The sequence below is a fragment of the Tildeniella sp. genome, assembly GCF_059505325.1.
In genome coordinates this window covers 1-16,386 of sequence record NZ_JCACKI010000020.1, presented here as the reverse complement: position 1 = coordinate 16,386, position 16,386 = coordinate 1, and the positions used below count along the sequence as shown (strand labels likewise).

Sequence of the window (16,386 nt, the reverse complement as noted above, 5' to 3'; positions counted from 1 at the left end):
TCTAAAACATTGCCATGATAGGGTAAATTCAGAGTTGCTGATCGAGTCAAATTATGGTGCCTCAACTCAAGACAGCCGACGACTTACAAGTTATCTACCCAGACAGCGACGGCAAGCCAATGGCAGACAACACCAAACAGTTCCGCTGGATTGTGACTATTCAGCAGAATGTGGAGTGGTTGTTTGCGGACGATGCCAATGTTTTTGTGGCGGGTGACTTGCTCTGGTATCCCGTGGAGGGGAGTAACAAAATCTGTACCGCGCCAGATGTCATGGTGATTGTTGGCAGACCCAAGGGCGATCGTGGCTCCTATCAACAGTGGCGAGAAGATAATATTGCGCCCCAGGTTGTGTTCGAGATCCTCTCCCCTGGCAACACGCGCACCGAAATGGATAAGAAATTGGTATTCTACAGCCGCTACGGTGTAGAAGAGTATTATCTATATGATCCCGATCGCAACGACTTGAGCGGTTGGCTGCGCAACGAAAATGGATTGGATGTGATCGACCCAATCGGCGATTGGGTCAGTCCTCGACTCGGCATTCGGTTTGATACCGCTGGTGCCGTGCTGCGACTCCTCCGACCGGATGGGGAACCCTTCACTAGCTACACCGAGACGGCGAACCAGCTTCAACAGGCAAAAGAACGTGCCGAGCAAGAACAGCAACGTGCCGAGCAAGAACAGCAACGTGCCGAGCAAGAACAGCAACGTGCCGAGCGCCTTGCAGCACGGTTGAGAGCTGCTGGCATTGACCCAGATGAGGTCTAGAGGGGCAGACTAGCGTTCGGCTGACCTTACTCCATCCCTTCTCCAACTTCTGTGCCCGTTCTGACATGAATTGGTGACAATACACTGCATAATGATTGCTCAGTTCATTTATCCAACCGAGGCAGTCATGGGTCGCGCCAAAAAAGTTGTACTGGCATATTCAGGCGGAGTCGATACGTCCGTCTGTATTCCCTATCTGATGCACGAATGGGGAGTCGAAGAGGTCATTACTCTCGCTGCTGACCTGGGGCAGGGCGATGAATTGGAACCCGTGCGTGAAAAAGCGCTCAAGTCGGGTGCCACTGTTTCGCTGGTGGCAGATGCGACAGCAGCCTTTGTCAAAGACTACGCGTTTCCAGCGATTCAGGCGAATGCACTGTACGAGAATCAGTATCCGCTTTCGACCGCGCTGGCACGACCGCTGATTGCCAAGCTGCTGGTGGATGCTGCCGCAGAGTACGGTGCTGATGCAGTGGCGCATGGCTGCACGGGGAAGGGGAATGACCAGGTGCGCTTTGATGTGGCGATCGCTGCCCTTAACCCAGATATCAAAGTGCTGACTCCCGCACGAGAATGGGGCATGAGTCGGGAGGAAACGATCGCCTATGGTGAGCGGTTTGGTATTGAATCGCCCGTGAAGAAATCGTCACCCTACAGTATTGATAAGAATCTGCTGGGTCGTGCGATCGAGGCAGGACCGCTCGAAGATCCCTGGACGGAGCCACCAGAGAATGTTTACACCATGACAGCGGCGATCGCGGATGCGCCCGACCAGCCCGAATATGTGGAAATTGGCTTTGAGCAAGGCATTCCCACCAGCCTGAACGGTAAGACGGTTGAGCCAGTGGCACTGGTGACGCAACTCAATCAAATTGTCGGTGCCCATAGTGTGGGACGCATTGACATGATGGAGAATCGACTGGTCGGCATCAAGTCACGCGAAGTCTACGAAACGCCTGCGCTGTCTGTGCTGATTCAGGCGCATCGTGATTTAGAAAGCCTCACCCTCACCGCTGACCTGATTCACTACAAGCGCGGTATTGAAGACACGTATTCTAAATTGGTTTATAACGGTCTGTGGTACAGTCCCCTCCGCGATTCGCTGGATGCGTTTGTCAAAAAAAGCCAGGAGCGCGTGACAGGTGTAGTGCGGGTCAAGCTTTTTAAGGGAAACTCGATCGTCGTTGGGCGTAAGTCTGCCCACTCCATCTACAGCCCCGACCTGGCAACCTACGGTGCAGACGATACCTTCGACCATAGAGCCGCTGAAGGCTTCATCTACGTCTGGGGCTTGCCGACTCGCGTCTGGTCGCAGAAAGCAAGACAGTAGATGCTGCTGATCGATGCCATTCTGTAGTCTAAAGCGACGCTGTGTAGGTGTGGCTCTGAGTTTTTAGCACTGAGCAACGAGTGTTTGCTACTCATCGCTGAGGGTTGCATACTCGATCGTGAATAGTTGCTACACGCCTTCGAGTGTTTGCTACTCATGTTCGAGTCTTTGCAACTCACGTTTGAGTCTTTGCAACTCACGTTTGAGTATTTGCTACTCATGTTCGAGTCTTTGCAACGCGCGTTCGAGTGTTTGCTACTCGCGTTTGAGTCTTCGATACGCATAAATGAGACTTTGCTACTCGCCTTCAAGTGTTTGCAACGTGCGTTCGAATGTTTGATGCTCATGAATGAGTGTTTGCTACTCGCGAGCGAGTGGTGAACACTCGCGGGAGAGTCTTTGGTCCTCGTGAATGAGTAGTAAACACTCGTCGATGAGTCTTTGAACCTCGTGGATGAGTCTTGAATACTCGTAAGAGGGCGATCAACACTTGTGAATGATTGCCACCTGTAAATTTTGCGGTGAGATAAACAGATGTGAAACTGCTCGATTAGGATAGCTTCAAGTCTAAGACAGGGAAGCTGCCAGGAAAGGGCGCATGATCAAGCAAACATCGCAAACCGAAATTACCGAACTTCCTTCACCCAAGGAAAAGGACACACTCGCTCGCATAAAAAAGATACTGATCCTATTTAAGAGCGATCGCTGGCTTGCCGTTGCCGTCTATGGCTCGCTAACAACAATCGGGTTAGCGATCGGTACACTGGCTTGGAACTGGTCAGACCTTCAAACCAATCCATCAGAACAGTCCAAGCGGAAATTTGACGCGTCTCTGAGTGTCGTTAGTACCGGAGCCACCCTTGCTGCCGGGATTGTTTTGTTCCTAAACTTCAGAGTCGCCAATCGCAACGCTGAGATCGCTCAAAAGAAGCTAGACGAAGACATTAAGAAGGCAGAAAGGGACGAAAAATTGGCGCAATCCCGGCTGACAATGGAACGGTTCAACAAAGCTGTAGAAATGCTTGGGAAGAATGACAGCATTCATCTCCGACTGGGCGGTATTTATGCCCTGGAAAGTATTGCGGCTGACTCAAACAAAGACGCTCCCGATGAGAACTACAGGCAGGTGCTAGAAGTCCTGACTGCCTTTGTGCGAGAGAATGCGCCGTATCCACCGAAAGAGCAGGCAAAGCAAGCGGAAACTCAAGCGACGCTCACCGAACAGTCACCAGAAGCAGGTGAGAACACAACAGAGGAACTTCCCCCCTTACCAACCGACATTCAAACCGTTTTGACGTTCTTAAAGAGACGCAGGCATAAGAATAAGGATTGGGAGCAATATCCCCTTGACCTGAGGAAAGCAGATTTGAGAAGGGCATTCCTTAAGGCAGCGAATCTCCAGAAGGCTGACCTTAGGAACGCGAATCTCCAGGAGGCTGACCTTAGGGAAGCAAATCTCCAAGAGGTAGTCCTTTGGAACACTAATCTCCAGCAGGCAGACCTTTGGGAAGCGAATCTCCAGCAGTCATTCCTTAGGGGAGCGAATCTCCAGCAGTCATTCCTTGAGGGAACGAATCTCCAGCAGGCAGACCTTGAGGGAGCGAATCTCCAGGAAGCACTCCTTTGGGAAGCGGATCTCCAGAAGGCAAATCTTGTGGAAGCGAATCTTCGAGGAACACGCTTTTGGAATTCTCGGCTCACTGAGACCGCACTCGCCGAAGCCAAAGAGAAAGCACGAGCGAATCTCCAATCTGCTCAAGGCTGGGAGACGGCTGAATACGACCCTGAAATCCGCGAGTGGTTGGGGTTGCCACCGGAGACTTTAGAGGTGGAATGAGTCTTGACCAATTGCACGAAGGTCAAAAGCTGACGGCTGACGGCTGATAGCTGACCGCTAATCACTCACACTGTTACTAGCACCATCCACATTTCGCGGCAGGGTTACTCGAAACGTGGAACCAACGCCGAGTTCACTTTCAACGGTAATCGTGCCGTTCATCTTGCGGACGATGAGATCAGTGATGGCTAAGCCCAAACCTGTACCGGGGAATTTTTTGGCAAGCGTTTGATCAAGCTGGTAGAACGCTTCAAAGATATAGTCTAACTGTGCTGCTGCAATGCCAACGCCCGTATCTTGCACGACAAGCACGATCGTCTCTGGTTCCACGTCGGTCACGCTGATACAAACGCGACCCGCTTCAGTGAATTTGATGGCATTGGAGAGCAGGTTCACGAGTACCTGCCGTAAACGAGTGCGGTCAGTGATGACCAGTGGATTGGAGAGGTATAGCTGCAAGTCCAGCGTGAGTTGCTTTTGGTCAACGAGCGATCGCAGCTCTGCAACAGTCTGCGTCACTAGCTGGTGCAAGTTAAGGGCTTCGAGCGCAAAGGTCAGTCGTCCTGCCTCAATTTTAGATAAGTCTAAAATATCGTTGATGAGCGCTAGCAGGTTTCTGCCGTTGCTGAGAATGCGCTCAACCATGTCGTGTTGTGGAGGCATAAGCTGCTGCCGCAGCAGCAGTTGAGAAAAGCCAATCACTGCATTCATAGGTGTTCGCAGTTCGTGTGACATGGTTGCCAGGAACTGCGATTTGAGTTTCGCTGCTTCTTGAAGCCGGATGTTTTGAAACTGAATCTGCTGGCGCTGTTCCTCTAGCTCTCGATTCTGTTCGCCCAGAATACGGTTTTGAATTTCTAAGCGCTCTTCCCGCTCTTCCAGCGCATTGATCAGTTGGGCATTCGTCAGAGCGATCGCTGCCTGTTCGCCAAAGGCAACGAGCAAGTGCAGGTTATCGTCATCAAAGGCGGCTGGATGACTCCAGTGACCGATCGCCAGTACGCCCAATCTGCCTGCTCTAGCAGACTCGATCGTGACAACACAGAGGGAGCGTGGCAAGGCAAAAGGCGAAAAGGGTAGATGACTTTCGCTATCTTCGCGCCTCCACGTCTCTACCGCTTCTTGCCTCTCCCAAGGTGTCTCTTCTGCCTCCTGCCTCCTGCCGTCTGCCTCCTGCCTCCTGCCCTCTGCCCTCTGCCCTCTGCCCTCTGCCTCCTGAATCAACCGTGACCCACCCGTCAGAAAGATTTCACCCAACAGTCCTTCACCAGGCGCGAAGTCGTCCTCAAGCTGGAAGCGATCGGTACCTATCCCGGTGGCAGCGGTCAGTTCTAACATGCCAGTGTAAGGATTTTGCAGCACGATCAAGCCAAACTCGGCATTGGGGATCGCGTCACAGATCGCATCGACCATCACTTGCAACAGTTCAGGCAGGTTGGTCAAACATTGGTTCAGCAGGTCGGTGAGCCGTTGCAGCGTTCGCAACTGCTGCTGATGTTGACCGAGGATCATGAGTGCGTGTCGCAAATTTTGTTCGGCTTCCTGCGTGGAACTGTAAAGCTGTGCGTTGTCGATCGCCAGTACTGCCCGTTGCGCCAGCGCGGCTGCCAGTTGCTGATCGGTAGCGGTATAGCTGCGCCCAGAACTGCGCCCAGGACTACGAGAAAGGCAAAGCGTTAGGGCACCCAGTTTGCGATCGTGGACGATGAGCGGAATCGTCATCAGCGAACCGATTTCTAGATCCTGTAGAAACTGAAGGTGTTCAGGGTTGACGGCGATCGACTCCAGCCAGGCATCTGTCACATCAGGCACAAGGACGGTTTGCCCCGTCGTTAAGCTTTGCACCACCGGATGCTGGTGCTGAGCGGGCGTTGGGGTATGGCAGCGTGCCCGATCCATCCATCCTTGTTTCGCCGGATCGACGTGCTGCCAGGTAAGGAGCTGAAACGTATTTTGACTGCTGAGAACGTCGAAAAAACAGCAGTCTGCTAGCGTTGGCACTGCCAGTTGAGCAATGTTATGCAAAATCGTCTCATAGTCAAGCGAGGCTGCCAGCACAGAGCTTGCCTCTGCCAAAAATCGCTGCGTTGCTTCTGCCCGCTTGAGCATTGTCACATCCCAAAAGGCACCCACACAGCCTCTAGGATGGTTCTGCTCATCAAACAGGGGGGTTGTACGACCCATCGTATTAATCACGGTGCCATCGCTGCGGAGAATATCGACATCAGCATCAAGGACAGGGCTTCCCAGTGCTGCTGCCATCTGCATTGGGAGTGCATCAGCCAACAATTCCTGCCCATTATGCAGAAGTTTGTAAGCAGGACGTTCACCAGTTGGTGCTGTAAACGACGCGTTGGCAGCAGGCTCAATGCCCAGCATCTCGGCATATGTAGGGTTAACGCGAATGTCCTGGCACTCTGCATCGTTAGCGATCGCAATGCCAATCGGAATCACGTCAAAGAGGGTTTGCAATTCCGTCACACGTCGCTCCAGGTCACGGTTTAGCTTAACGACTTCACCTTCTGCCTGTTTGCGCGCCGTGATATCGCTGACAATGCCTGTCATCCGAGAAAGCATGTTGTGCGCGTCTCGTTGCGCTTTACCCCGTGAGGTGCAGTGTCGGTAGTCTCCCGAAGCATGTCGCAGCCGAAACTCTACGTCAAAGGGTGTTCCCCGCTTGAGATGTGCGGTAATCGCCGTCAGAACACTCTGCTGATCATCAGGATGCATCAACTGATAGAACGCTTCGTAGGCAGTGCCCATAGCCTCACGAGTGACACCGATGATTTCGAGCAGGCGATCGTTACAAAAAACCTCATTCTGGCAAATATCCCAATCCCAGATACCATCATGTGAGCCTTCCAGCACCAGTCGATAGCGCTCTTCACTTTCGCGCATCCGCTGCGTTGCGTCTGCTGCTTGCCGTTCCGCCCGATGCACCCGGATCGCATTGAAAAGGCTCCGTACTAACGCTCCAGGTAATAGTTTGCTTTTTGAAAGGTAGTCAGCAGCGCCTGCTTTCATTAACTCCACTGCTATCTGGTCATCTCCTTGCCCAGTGAGGACAATGAGCGGTACCGTAATGCCTAATTGTTTGATGCGTCTCACGAGCGATAGACCATCACCATCGGGTAGGTCGTGGTCTAGTAGTACGCTGTCCAGCGGTTGCTGCTGTATGATGGCGATCGCAGCCGCACACGTTTCCGTTTCAACTATCTCTGCCTTAATATCAGCCGCATCAAGCGATTGACGCACGATCGACCGTGACTGTGGATCACGATCGACTAGCAAAATTTTTAGGGTTTCTTCCATCACTCGTAACCAAAGATTGGAGATTAAGAATTAGTCACAGCAGCGTTCTTACTAGCTTCTAGCTACTAGTTCTCCTCTCGAAGGTGTTCACTTTTGAGACAACACAATCAAGTATTTACACTTGCTTATATCTCTATGATTAAGGAATGTTCTCGCTCTGTCCTCAATCTATTGACAGGTTGAATGCCCCTTTAAAGGTATGAATCGGTTGAGAGAACGCCTTTAAAGCGCGATCGGCATGAGAAGCCTGATTGGTATGAGAAGTATAATTAGAAACAGGCTAATTAGAAGCAGGTTAAGGAGTTGTACAGAAAGAACAGCATGGTCTGTAGCCGTCAGCGAAAAGCTGATAGCTGATAGCTGAATCCAAAAGGGTGCAGTTATTTTTTAGCAAGCTCTAAGTGGCAGACGAAACGGATGGTTAATATTCCTACCTGCAATGCCTCCTCTGTTGGGTGCTAGTTCTAACCTCAGGTAGATGTCTCAGCCTTTGATTTCTGACAATTTGCTATGAATGGTTACAACGCTTTCTAAGCTAATGTCTTCTAAGTTAATGTCTCGATCAAACCCTGAGAGGATTAAATTGGTGCTAGGTGCGCGATCGTACAGTTAAAGAGCGATGTGCCACGACAGAAGCTATTTGGCGAAAAGGCGTGCAATCATACCCAACCTGAGCAGCAAAGCGTTTGGTTGACGTAGCCGCTCTGTAGGGCGTGTTCATCACTGACTGTACGTGCTTCATGCTGCTGTTCTCAAGCCTTCTAAGACAACTAAGTTATTACTGATATGCTATTGGTCAGAGGGAGACGGTTTTACTGACCACAGCGCTGTAAGAAGCTATCTGTATAGAGATAAGCCGCTCGTTAGCGTCAGCATTTCCGCGCCACTGACCCATTTAGGATTATGATCAATCCCTAACTCCTACCCGCTATTTTTTGGAACTGAGGCAACTGAAGCATGGAAGATATTCGGATCACCCTCATCGAAGACCACGATCTGACGAGAGTTGGCATGCGTACCGCACTGCAACAGCGGGGATTCAACGTGATTGGTGAAGCAGCGAACGCCACGGATGGTCTGAAGCTTTTGGAGACTGTCAAACCAGATGTTGCGATCGTAGACATTGGCTTGCCCGACATGGATGGCATCGAACTGACCCGTCGGTTTAAGCAAACGCAGACAGAATCAGCGGTTGCCGCAGAAACCAAAGTACTGATTTTAACGTTGCAGGACAATGATGATGTTGTACTGGCTGCGTTTGCGGCTGGCGCTGACTCTTACTGCATGAAAGATGTCAGCCTGGATAGTCTTGCCGAGGCTCTAAGGGTGACCAACGGCGGTAACTCCTGGATTGATCCCGCGATCGCTCGTGTCGTGCTGCATCAGGCGCGTCAGGGTACACCAGAGGGAGAAGCTTCGGAATCTAAGACAGTCTCAATCAATGCGGCTGAGCCTGAGTATAACCAGATCATTGAGGCATATCCGCTGACAGAGCGTGAGCTGGAAGTGTTGCAGTTGATCGTAGATGGGTGCAGCAATGCCTCGATCGCCGAAAAGCTTTACATCACTGTTGGTACCGTGAAAACGCACGTTCGCAATATTCTCAATAAGCTGTGTGCTGACGACCGCACTCAGGCAGCCGTGAGAGCACTTCGATCGGGCTTAGTTGGTTAAATGTTTGCAATGACGAAGGCTTCGCCAGCGATTGGGAACGATCGTTAGACTGTCATGGTAAAAGAGACTGTCATGGTAAAAGAGCAACAGTTGTAGGCTCTTTCGTCTGGTTGTAACCCTCGCAGCAATCGTGTGCTGGTTATAACCCCTGACCAGATCATCACTTATAGCGGATTGTGTATGCAGTACACGTGTGATTGAATACGGTACTCGGTATAGCACTCAGATGTACGGTTGTTTTTTGATTCAGGGCTTCGCGTCGATCGCACGATCTTTGCTTGCATCGCTTGCGCCTTTTTGTGACCCTTCAAGGAGCGTCAATCTTGTCACCTCCACCCGCTTTGACTCTCTCATCTCGTCCGCTTCAGCGTGCTCAGTCGCTGCATGAACAAACGTATCAGACGCTGCGAACAGCGATTTTGTCAGGCGAACTGTCGCCGGGCGATCGTTTGGTAGAAACGCAGCTTGCGAGTGTGCTTCAGGTGAGCCGTACACCGATCCGCGAGGCGATTCGCCAGCTACAGCGAGAGAACTTGATTGCTACCGACGATAACGGAGCTTTGCGTGTTGCCAGCCTCTCCGTAACAGATGCAGGTCACCTCTATGATTGCCGCATTGCCTTGGAACAAGTATCGGTTGCGGCTGCCTGCCGTCATGCAACAGCGCTAGAGCTTGAGCAGATCGACCTTGCTGTTCAGCAAGTAGAGAAGTCAATGGGACAAGAAGCCCATCCGCTAACTAACTATCAACTGCTGCATATGGACTATCAGTTTCATCGCCTACTGGCTGAAAGTTCAGACAATCCCTGGCTGGTGACGCTCCTTGATCAGGTGTTTGACAAAATGATGCTGCTACGGCTACGCACGATGCAACACAATCCTCGCGTCCTCGAAATTCGCAGTGAGCATCGCAACATTTACGACGCTGTGCGCGATCGCAACGTCTCTGCTGCCGTCCAAGCGATGCAAGATCACCTCACTGCCAGCAAAGAGCGCGTCATTCGAGAAATTGAGCAGATTGAGGAGAAGGGATGAGGGAGGCAGAAGGCAGAAGGCAGAAGGCAGGAGGCAGGAGGCAGAAGGCTAAAGGCTAAAGGCTAAAAGTTTGAGTTCTGATTACTATGTTCCTGCTCCCCTCACCCCTCACCCCCTCTTCGTTTCAGTCCACATGAGGGCGATCGCCAGCCGTACTGCCTGCCCGACTGTAGATAGACGAGCCGCCTCAGGAGCGGTTGTCTCCCAGCGCTGCATGTGGGCACGAAAGTTTTTGTCCTGTTTGGCGCGTTGGGTGATGACTTGGCTGATTACTTTCTTCTGGATGTCTTCGGTGGCGATGCCTTGCCTGCTTAGATAGTTAAGCAACTGTTGAACACTTTGTACAAATTGTTCAGGAGACTGTGACATCATAATGTGTTGGATCTGCCGCACGACTTCCTGGTAGAGACGGATGCGTCGATCAGGAGATGGTAACGCTTTCAGTTCTGGTGGGGATGGTTGCGGTGGTGGCTCCAGCATTAGATCTGGTTCACTGGCACGGGGATCGATCGCCAGCAGGTTAAAAATCTCTGCCCGATGCGTAAACAGCCGCTGTAAAACCTCTGGATAAAGCTGAAAGATTCGCCGTGAAAGAATCTTGGCATTAACCAAGCGGTCTGCCTTTATCCGCACTAAATAGTGGTCATCAGACGCTTCGTAGGCTTTGACGGTCAACCCTAAGCCGTTGGCTTCGCGATCGATCTGTGCCAATGTAAACGCCAACGCTTCCCAATTCGGCGCTTCAGTGAGGTGGACTTCTAGCAGCGCGTTGTCTTCCTCGTACTGTCGCCCTAATTCGCCTACCTCCAGGTCACGCCCAACGGGATAGCGATCGGTTGGGCTTTTGGTGGTGTAGTTAAACTGGGTAAACACATAGCGACAGTTGACTTTAGAAAAATCGGTTTCTTCGATATGCCAGTTGGCGATGCAGCAACCTGTCATTTGGGCACCGTCTAAGTTCGTGCGAATCAGATGGCTTTCAAGGAGATAGGCACCGCTCAGATCGGCTTCGTTTAAGGAGGTATCGCTTAAGTACGCGCCGCTGAGGTCAGCTCGCTGCAAGTCTGCCCCACGCAGGTTTGTTTCCTTGAGGTCTGCCCGTAGCAGGTAAACATCTTGCAGGTTTGCTCGTAACAGGTGAGCTTTACTGAGGCTCACTTTTAACAGATAAGCGCCAGCTAAGTTGGCGCGACTCAAGTCAGCACTGTTAAGGATGGCTTCACTAAGGTCGGCTCCGGTCAAAATAACGCGGTGCAGGTCTGCTTCAGTCAGGTTCGCCTGTCGCAGGTAAACGCCGCTGAGATTCGCTTCAATTAAGTTTGCGCCGACTAAGGACGCTTCTCGCAAGTTTGCCTCTTCCAGGTGTGCTTCTCGGAGATTCGCGCGATCGAGGTTGGCACCTGCAAGATTGGCACGGCGAAGGTTTGCTTCCATCAGCTCCGCTCCAGTGAGGCAACTGCTGCTGAGTTTTGCTCGCTCCAGGTTAACCTGATCTAATTTTGCGTCCTGAAGGTTCGCACCACTCAAGTCGGCTTCTTGCAGGATTGCCCAGTTGAGGTCGGCATTTTGGAGGTTGGCTAACCGTAAATCGGCTTTGCTGAGGTTGGCACCGCTGAGGTTGGACTGACTGAGGTTGGCGTTGTTGAGTGATACGCTGCGAAGGTCTGCCCGCCGCAGACAGGCACCTGTGAGGTTTGCCCGACTTAAAAAAGCCCAGCTTAAGTTTGCACCCGTCAGATCAGAGCCAGTCAGGTCAGCGTCTCGAAGGTTAACGCCGCTCAGACTGGCTCCACTAAGGTTGACATGGGCGAAGTCACGTTCGCCTTTTTGGTATCGCTCTAATAGATCCTGTACTTGCATATTGATCCTTTGAGCAGGATGACGATCGCCACCAGTTACGGGTGCTCATTACCAAACTTCTGTCGAGTGCTTCAGGATTGACGCAGATCAGGATGGATACAGAGTAAAGCGATTTGAGGGCAATAGTCGAGAGCGATCGGCGAAATGGCTAAGGCAACCAGAGAGGACGAAGCCCTGTTAAGGGCAGCGATTCAGGTTGAATTTTAGCAGCAGGGTTCGCTGGGTCGAGGGGCAGTAGCCAGAGACGGCTAGATGCGATCGCATTTCCCGTGCTGTCACGCAGTTGCCCGCCTGCATCATCATCACGCGTCGCTTCTGTGGTTTGGTCAAAGAGTAGCGCTAAACCATCGGGTGATAGACTCACCTGAACGTCTCGCTGTTTCGGCAGCATGACCAGTGGTCGAAGCTTAGCGGTTTTAAGGTCGATCGCCGCCAAATAGGGCTGTTCTTGATAGACGTTTCCTCCTGTCAAGAGTTCGGTGAGCAAGCAATAAAGCGTTTGTTTGGTGGGATCAAACCGCGCACTTAGAATGGAGCCTGTCGTGCGAAGCAGTTCTTTGGGGTCGCCTTGATTACCGACCAAAAAGAGCGATCGGGTATTGTCGGTATTAAACTTCACCATTGTTGCCAGTGAGCCATCTTTGGTAAAACTCAGTACCATGCCAAATTTGGGCAAAAAGTTCAGCGGCTTAGCATTCGGCTGTAATGGTAAAATTGCCAGCCCTTGCCCCTGGGCGATCGCCAGCGAATTGCTATCTGGCGTAATCAAAAAATCGCCTCCCGGCTCACCTTTCAGCGCCTGGGGTGCTTCGCCCGCTTTTACCAGCCAGGGTCCAAAATCGTTGGGATTTGCCCGGTTGACCCGCTGCACAACGATGACGTTACCATCTGCCGAAAGGTCAAATTTGAGGTTTTGATACTCTTTGTTATCCAGCACCAAAGCCACCGTGCCGAGGGGTGCCGTAGACGGCAACGCTTTGACGGGTGCTGCCTGAGCATCGGGCTGCATGGGTGACTCTACCTGAATGCCCGTGGTGACGGTGTAAAGCTGCTGTTCAGTCAGGGCTGTGGGCTGAGTCGTGCGCTGTGTAGCGGCAAAGAGGAGCCGATCGCCGCGAGGATATGCCTTAAATTCCATCACCACCATGTCTTTTGGCGTGAGGATTTGGTGCTGCTGCTGGTTTAGGTTAAAGAGTACGAGTCGTCCTGCTTCTTCACCGCTCACGCCAATGTAAGCAAAGGCGCGATCGTGGGTCTCAAACAGTCCTGTAAACGGCTGCATCGATACTTTACCGTCACTCGCAAACCGATCCTGAGCATTTGGCAGCTTGACCTGAAACTGTGTGCCATAAGGAGCAGGCGTGTTCAAGGTGTACGCCATCCGTCGCCCTGCCCAACTCACCCTCCCAGCCAACGGTGGCTCAATGCGAAGGTTTGACTCTACGCTGGCATGATTCATGGGGCGACTGAAGGTGAGCGTAAACGCGGTATCATCAGCGCCAACCTGTTTGCCCTGCCAGCTAAAGTCGCGCACACGAGCGGAGGCATGATTGCCGCTCAGCAGCAAGATACCAATCAGCAAGCTCAGCGCTACGATAAGGACGATAGCGACACGATCGATGGGTTGCGTCAACGAGCGCAATGTGGCAGTAGAATTTGAGCGAGTCAATGGGGCACTCTAGGTAAAGGCATTAACTTTGCAGTTCAGACATCTATTGTTTCGTGACCTGACGTTTTGGTCAACTTGGATAAGGATAGCCCGTGGGACATTTGTTCAAAGATCTAGGATCAGACATCTTGCTCATTGAGCACCTGCTAGAACCAGCGCTCTGTAGCCATGTAATGCAGGTGGCAGAATGCTGTCAGTTCAAACCGTCCAGCATTCTGGTCAACGTGGTGGATACCGATGTGCGTAGCAGCGATATGTTGCCGTTGGGCAATACAGGGCAGCAGCTCCAGGAGTCAACGAATCAAATTCTGCTCACGAAAGTCAAAGTGATTCAGGATGCACTCTTCAAACACTATGGCATCAAGTTCTCTCAGGCAGAGATGTGTTCGATCTTGCGCTATAAGCCAGGGCAACGCTACAAACGCCATGTCGATAATCTGCTGCTAGCAAGCCGCTTTCAGGAAGTTACCAACGGCATCCCCACTCGTGACATCAGTATCGTCGGTTATTTAAACGATGATTTTGAGGGTGGTGAAACGCTGTTCGATCGCCAAAATATCAAAATCAAACCCCAGGCAGGCAGCGCGATCGTCTTTCCCTCTTACTACACACATCCGCATCAATCTCTGCCAGTCATCCGAGGACGTAAATACTCCTTCACCAGTTGGCTTTTTTATTAGTGACTACTATTCATTCGCTCACTACTGAAAACTCAGGTCACGTCATGTCACCTTCCGCTCAGGCTGTCCCTAGTAATGCTCAACGTGGCTGCGTTTCTGCCACTGCAATCATCTGGGGCTGCTCGACAGGCATGATCGCGATCGATCTGCTGCTTTCGACGAGTGCTCAGAGTGAGACGGCGATCGCTATGGCGATCGTGGCGGCAGCAGCGGTGAGTACGATGACGGTCTGGCTGTCTGCCCGCAAACCTGCCTCACCTAAAGTGGAGGAGTCGGCTCAGGCTAAGGCTTGACCAAGGCTGTTGTGCTCTAGCTCTCCCCATTCTCAGAGGCGATCGCCATGTCGATTTCTTCTGTATTTTGAGCGTAGTAGGTGCGAGCAGCTTTTAAGTCATCTTTGGTCAACTGTGGGTAGTCGCCCAGCAAGTTGGCATCTGAGCACCCCTGTAACCCCAAAGCGATTAATTGCCACACCGGAATTTGCGTCCGACCGATGCAAGCGGCTCCGTTGCAGATGCCAGGCGTTTTTCTGATTTTTGTCGTTGCCATATCTAACCAATGGTCGTGTTGTTTTTGTCGATTCCTGAAGAGACTCAGTCATCTTTGAGCAGGAGCAGTTTCGTCTTCGATCGTGCCACAGAAGCGGCACCTCAAGAGACTCAGTTGAACGCCTGTCACCGACTCAGTAAGCGTGCTGCGCCGCTACCCAGCAAGTAGAAGACGAATACGACAACGGTTTGGATGAAATAGGTGACGAGCAGCGATTGATACAGCTTGCGATTTTGCTGCTGAAAGAGGTCGCGCCATAAGTACCACTTGCCCTGAATATAGGCAGCAGTGAAGAGTAATGCTAACAGTGGCACACTCCACAGTGGAAATCTGGCAAAGCCCAAATAAATGGCGATCGCCAGCAGTCCGATTCCTAGAACCCCTTTGACAGCATTCATTGGTTCTCTCCTTACTCCTCACTGTGTTCTAACGACTATTGTGACAATCAAGACGATCGCCTAGTAGGGTACGCGCCAGAGCTTGATGGTGCCATCGACACGACTCCCGCTTGCGAGCAGCTTGCCATCGGGACTAAACGCCACCGAGAGCGAGGATATCATGCGGCTTTGATGCCCCTGGAGCGGTTGCATTGCTTCACCGATCGTCACACGCCATAGTTTGATCATGCCATCGGCACTGGCACTTGCGAGAGTCTGACCGTCTGGACTAAACGCTAATGAGTCAAGCCAATCATCATTTCCCTTGAGGGTGCGAATTTTCTTGCCCTTGGTCTGAGTCGAGACATCCCACAGCTCGATCGCCTGAGGAAACTTACCCCGATTACTTGCTTCAGCATCGACCGATCGAGCCAGCGCAAGCCATTTACCGTCTGCGCTCAAAGCAGAAGACAACACCAGGTCTTGCATTTTAGCAAGGCGAATGTCCTTCCCAGTGGTGAAATTCAACTGGCGAACCGTGTTGAATGTGGCGTAAGTCAGCGTTTTACTATCAAAGTTTGAACTGATCGCATAAACAGCCCGATCAGGTTTGACAGTGCGAATCGTGGCTCCGGTCGTCACCTCTATGAGCGTGAGCTTGCCACTTCGATCGATGCCAACAAACTGCTTACTATCGGCACTAAAAGCGAAACTTTGACTACCGAACGGCGGATTACCCTGCTCCAGAATGGAAATTACTTTTCCAGTGGTGAGATTCCATAGCTGAGTGAAGCGACGACCGTTGACAATGTCACCAATTCTGTGATGACTGGCAAGCACCTGACCATTTGGGCTAAACGCAACGGCATCGACCTGATCAGAAGCGACTTCGAGTATGTGAATGCTTCGTCCGGTAGCAAGATCCCAGATGGTAATGCGACCACGATCGCCACCGCTTGCTACGAATGTTCCATCTGGACTGAACGCGATCGAGAAGATGCTTTTGGATTCCCCTCTTAAGGTCTTTTCCAGGAAACGGCTACTTGGAAAGCTGTCAGCTAAAAACTTAGGCGTTGCTAAGAAACCGTAGCGTACAACGCTGTAAGTTGAAAACAAGCCGACTCCCAGCAGCAAGAGCGCTAAGCCTCCCAACAACGGCTGTCTGCGTCTGGTCAGTTTTCTTAAAGCCCACATAATCAACGCGGTTATTGATGTGACTGATCCTTGCTCAAACTGCTACTAAGTAGCTGGGTGAAATTAAACGTAGGATGTGTTAAGCATAGCCGTAACGCAT

At 51.6% G+C, this 16,386-nt stretch carries 13 protein-coding genes; 7 read left to right on the top strand and 6 right to left on the bottom strand.

The genetic code is table 11. The annotated features are described in order from the left end of the window. Nucleotides 1-53: 53 nt before the first annotated feature. From AC5JO6_RS08445 to AC5JO6_RS08435, 3 genes are all read left to right on the top strand, one after another. Nucleotides 54-770, top strand: a complete 717-nt coding sequence (locus AC5JO6_RS08445) for a Uma2 family endonuclease (RefSeq protein ID WP_496080615.1) — start codon at nucleotides 54-56, stop codon at nucleotides 768-770. 127 nt (nucleotides 771-897) lie between these two features. Next, on the top strand, nucleotides 898-2,100 hold the full coding sequence (locus tag AC5JO6_RS08440; RefSeq protein WP_496080675.1) for an argininosuccinate synthase: 1,203 nt from the start codon (nucleotides 898-900) through the stop codon (nucleotides 2,098-2,100). Between the two features lie 598 nt (nucleotides 2,101-2,698). Next, nucleotides 2,699-3,937 carry a pentapeptide repeat-containing protein gene (locus tag AC5JO6_RS08435; protein WP_496080614.1) on the top strand — a complete coding sequence of 413 codons (1,239 nt, stop codon included), beginning with the start codon at nucleotides 2,699-2,701 and terminating at the stop codon, nucleotides 3,935-3,937. A gap of 57 nt (nucleotides 3,938-3,994) precedes the next feature. Here the strand turns inward: AC5JO6_RS08435 and AC5JO6_RS08430 are convergent, their stop codons facing one another. Continuing rightward, the gene (locus AC5JO6_RS08430; protein ID WP_496080613.1) at nucleotides 3,995-7,249 is read right to left on the bottom strand and encodes an ATP-binding protein; all 3,255 of its coding nucleotides are present in this window, start codon (nucleotides 7,247-7,249) and stop codon (nucleotides 3,995-3,997) included. A gap of 957 nt (nucleotides 7,250-8,206) precedes the next feature. Between AC5JO6_RS08430 and AC5JO6_RS08425 the strand changes: the two genes are divergently transcribed. After that, nucleotides 8,207-8,923 (top strand): response regulator, encoded by a 717-nt coding sequence (locus tag AC5JO6_RS08425; RefSeq protein WP_496080612.1) that lies wholly within the window; start codon nucleotides 8,207-8,209, stop codon nucleotides 8,921-8,923. Nucleotides 8,924-9,264: 341 nt separating this feature from the next. Next, complete coding sequence (locus AC5JO6_RS08420) at nucleotides 9,265-9,957, top strand: GntR family transcriptional regulator (protein ID WP_496080611.1); 693 nt, start codon at nucleotides 9,265-9,267, stop codon at nucleotides 9,955-9,957. 108 nt (nucleotides 9,958-10,065) lie between these two features. Here the strand turns inward: AC5JO6_RS08420 and AC5JO6_RS08415 are convergent, their stop codons facing one another. Both AC5JO6_RS08415 and AC5JO6_RS08410 read right to left on the bottom strand, forming a co-directional pair. Continuing rightward, nucleotides 10,066-11,817, bottom strand: a complete 1,752-nt coding sequence (locus AC5JO6_RS08415; RefSeq protein ID WP_496080610.1) for a pentapeptide repeat-containing protein — start codon at nucleotides 11,815-11,817, stop codon at nucleotides 10,066-10,068. A gap of 148 nt (nucleotides 11,818-11,965) precedes the next feature. Further along, entirely contained in the window at nucleotides 11,966-13,486 is a 1,521-nt protein-coding gene (locus tag AC5JO6_RS08410; protein WP_496080609.1) for a hypothetical protein, read from the bottom strand. 92 nt (nucleotides 13,487-13,578) lie between these two features. Here AC5JO6_RS08410 and AC5JO6_RS08405 point away from each other — a divergent pair, with 92 nt between their 5' ends. Both AC5JO6_RS08405 and AC5JO6_RS08400 read left to right on the top strand, forming a co-directional pair. Further along, on the top strand, nucleotides 13,579-14,166 hold the full coding sequence (locus AC5JO6_RS08405; protein ID WP_496080608.1) for a prolyl hydroxylase family protein: 588 nt from the start codon (nucleotides 13,579-13,581) through the stop codon (nucleotides 14,164-14,166). Nucleotides 14,167-14,210: 44 nt separating this feature from the next. Continuing rightward, entirely contained in the window at nucleotides 14,211-14,459 is a 249-nt protein-coding gene (locus tag AC5JO6_RS08400; RefSeq protein ID WP_496080607.1) for a hypothetical protein, read from the top strand. 16 nt (nucleotides 14,460-14,475) lie between these two features. On the opposite strand, the gene AC5JO6_RS08395 is transcribed toward AC5JO6_RS08400, so the two are convergent. The 3 genes from AC5JO6_RS08395 to AC5JO6_RS08385 all read right to left on the bottom strand — a co-directional run bounded on the left by AC5JO6_RS08395 (nucleotide 14,476) and on the right by AC5JO6_RS08385 (nucleotide 16,286). Further along, nucleotides 14,476-14,715, bottom strand: coding sequence for a DUF433 domain-containing protein (locus tag AC5JO6_RS08395; RefSeq protein WP_496080606.1), 240 nt, complete (start codon nucleotides 14,713-14,715; stop codon nucleotides 14,476-14,478). A 125-nt stretch (nucleotides 14,716-14,840) separates the two neighbouring features. After that, nucleotides 14,841-15,113: a hypothetical protein gene (locus AC5JO6_RS08390; protein ID WP_496080605.1), complete on the bottom strand. Its 273-nt coding sequence runs from the start codon at nucleotides 15,111-15,113 to the stop codon at nucleotides 14,841-14,843. A gap of 60 nt (nucleotides 15,114-15,173) precedes the next feature. Beyond that, complete coding sequence (locus AC5JO6_RS08385; RefSeq protein ID WP_496080604.1) at nucleotides 15,174-16,286, bottom strand: WD40 repeat domain-containing protein; 1,113 nt, start codon at nucleotides 16,284-16,286, stop codon at nucleotides 15,174-15,176. Nucleotides 16,287-16,386 lie beyond the last annotated feature (100 nt).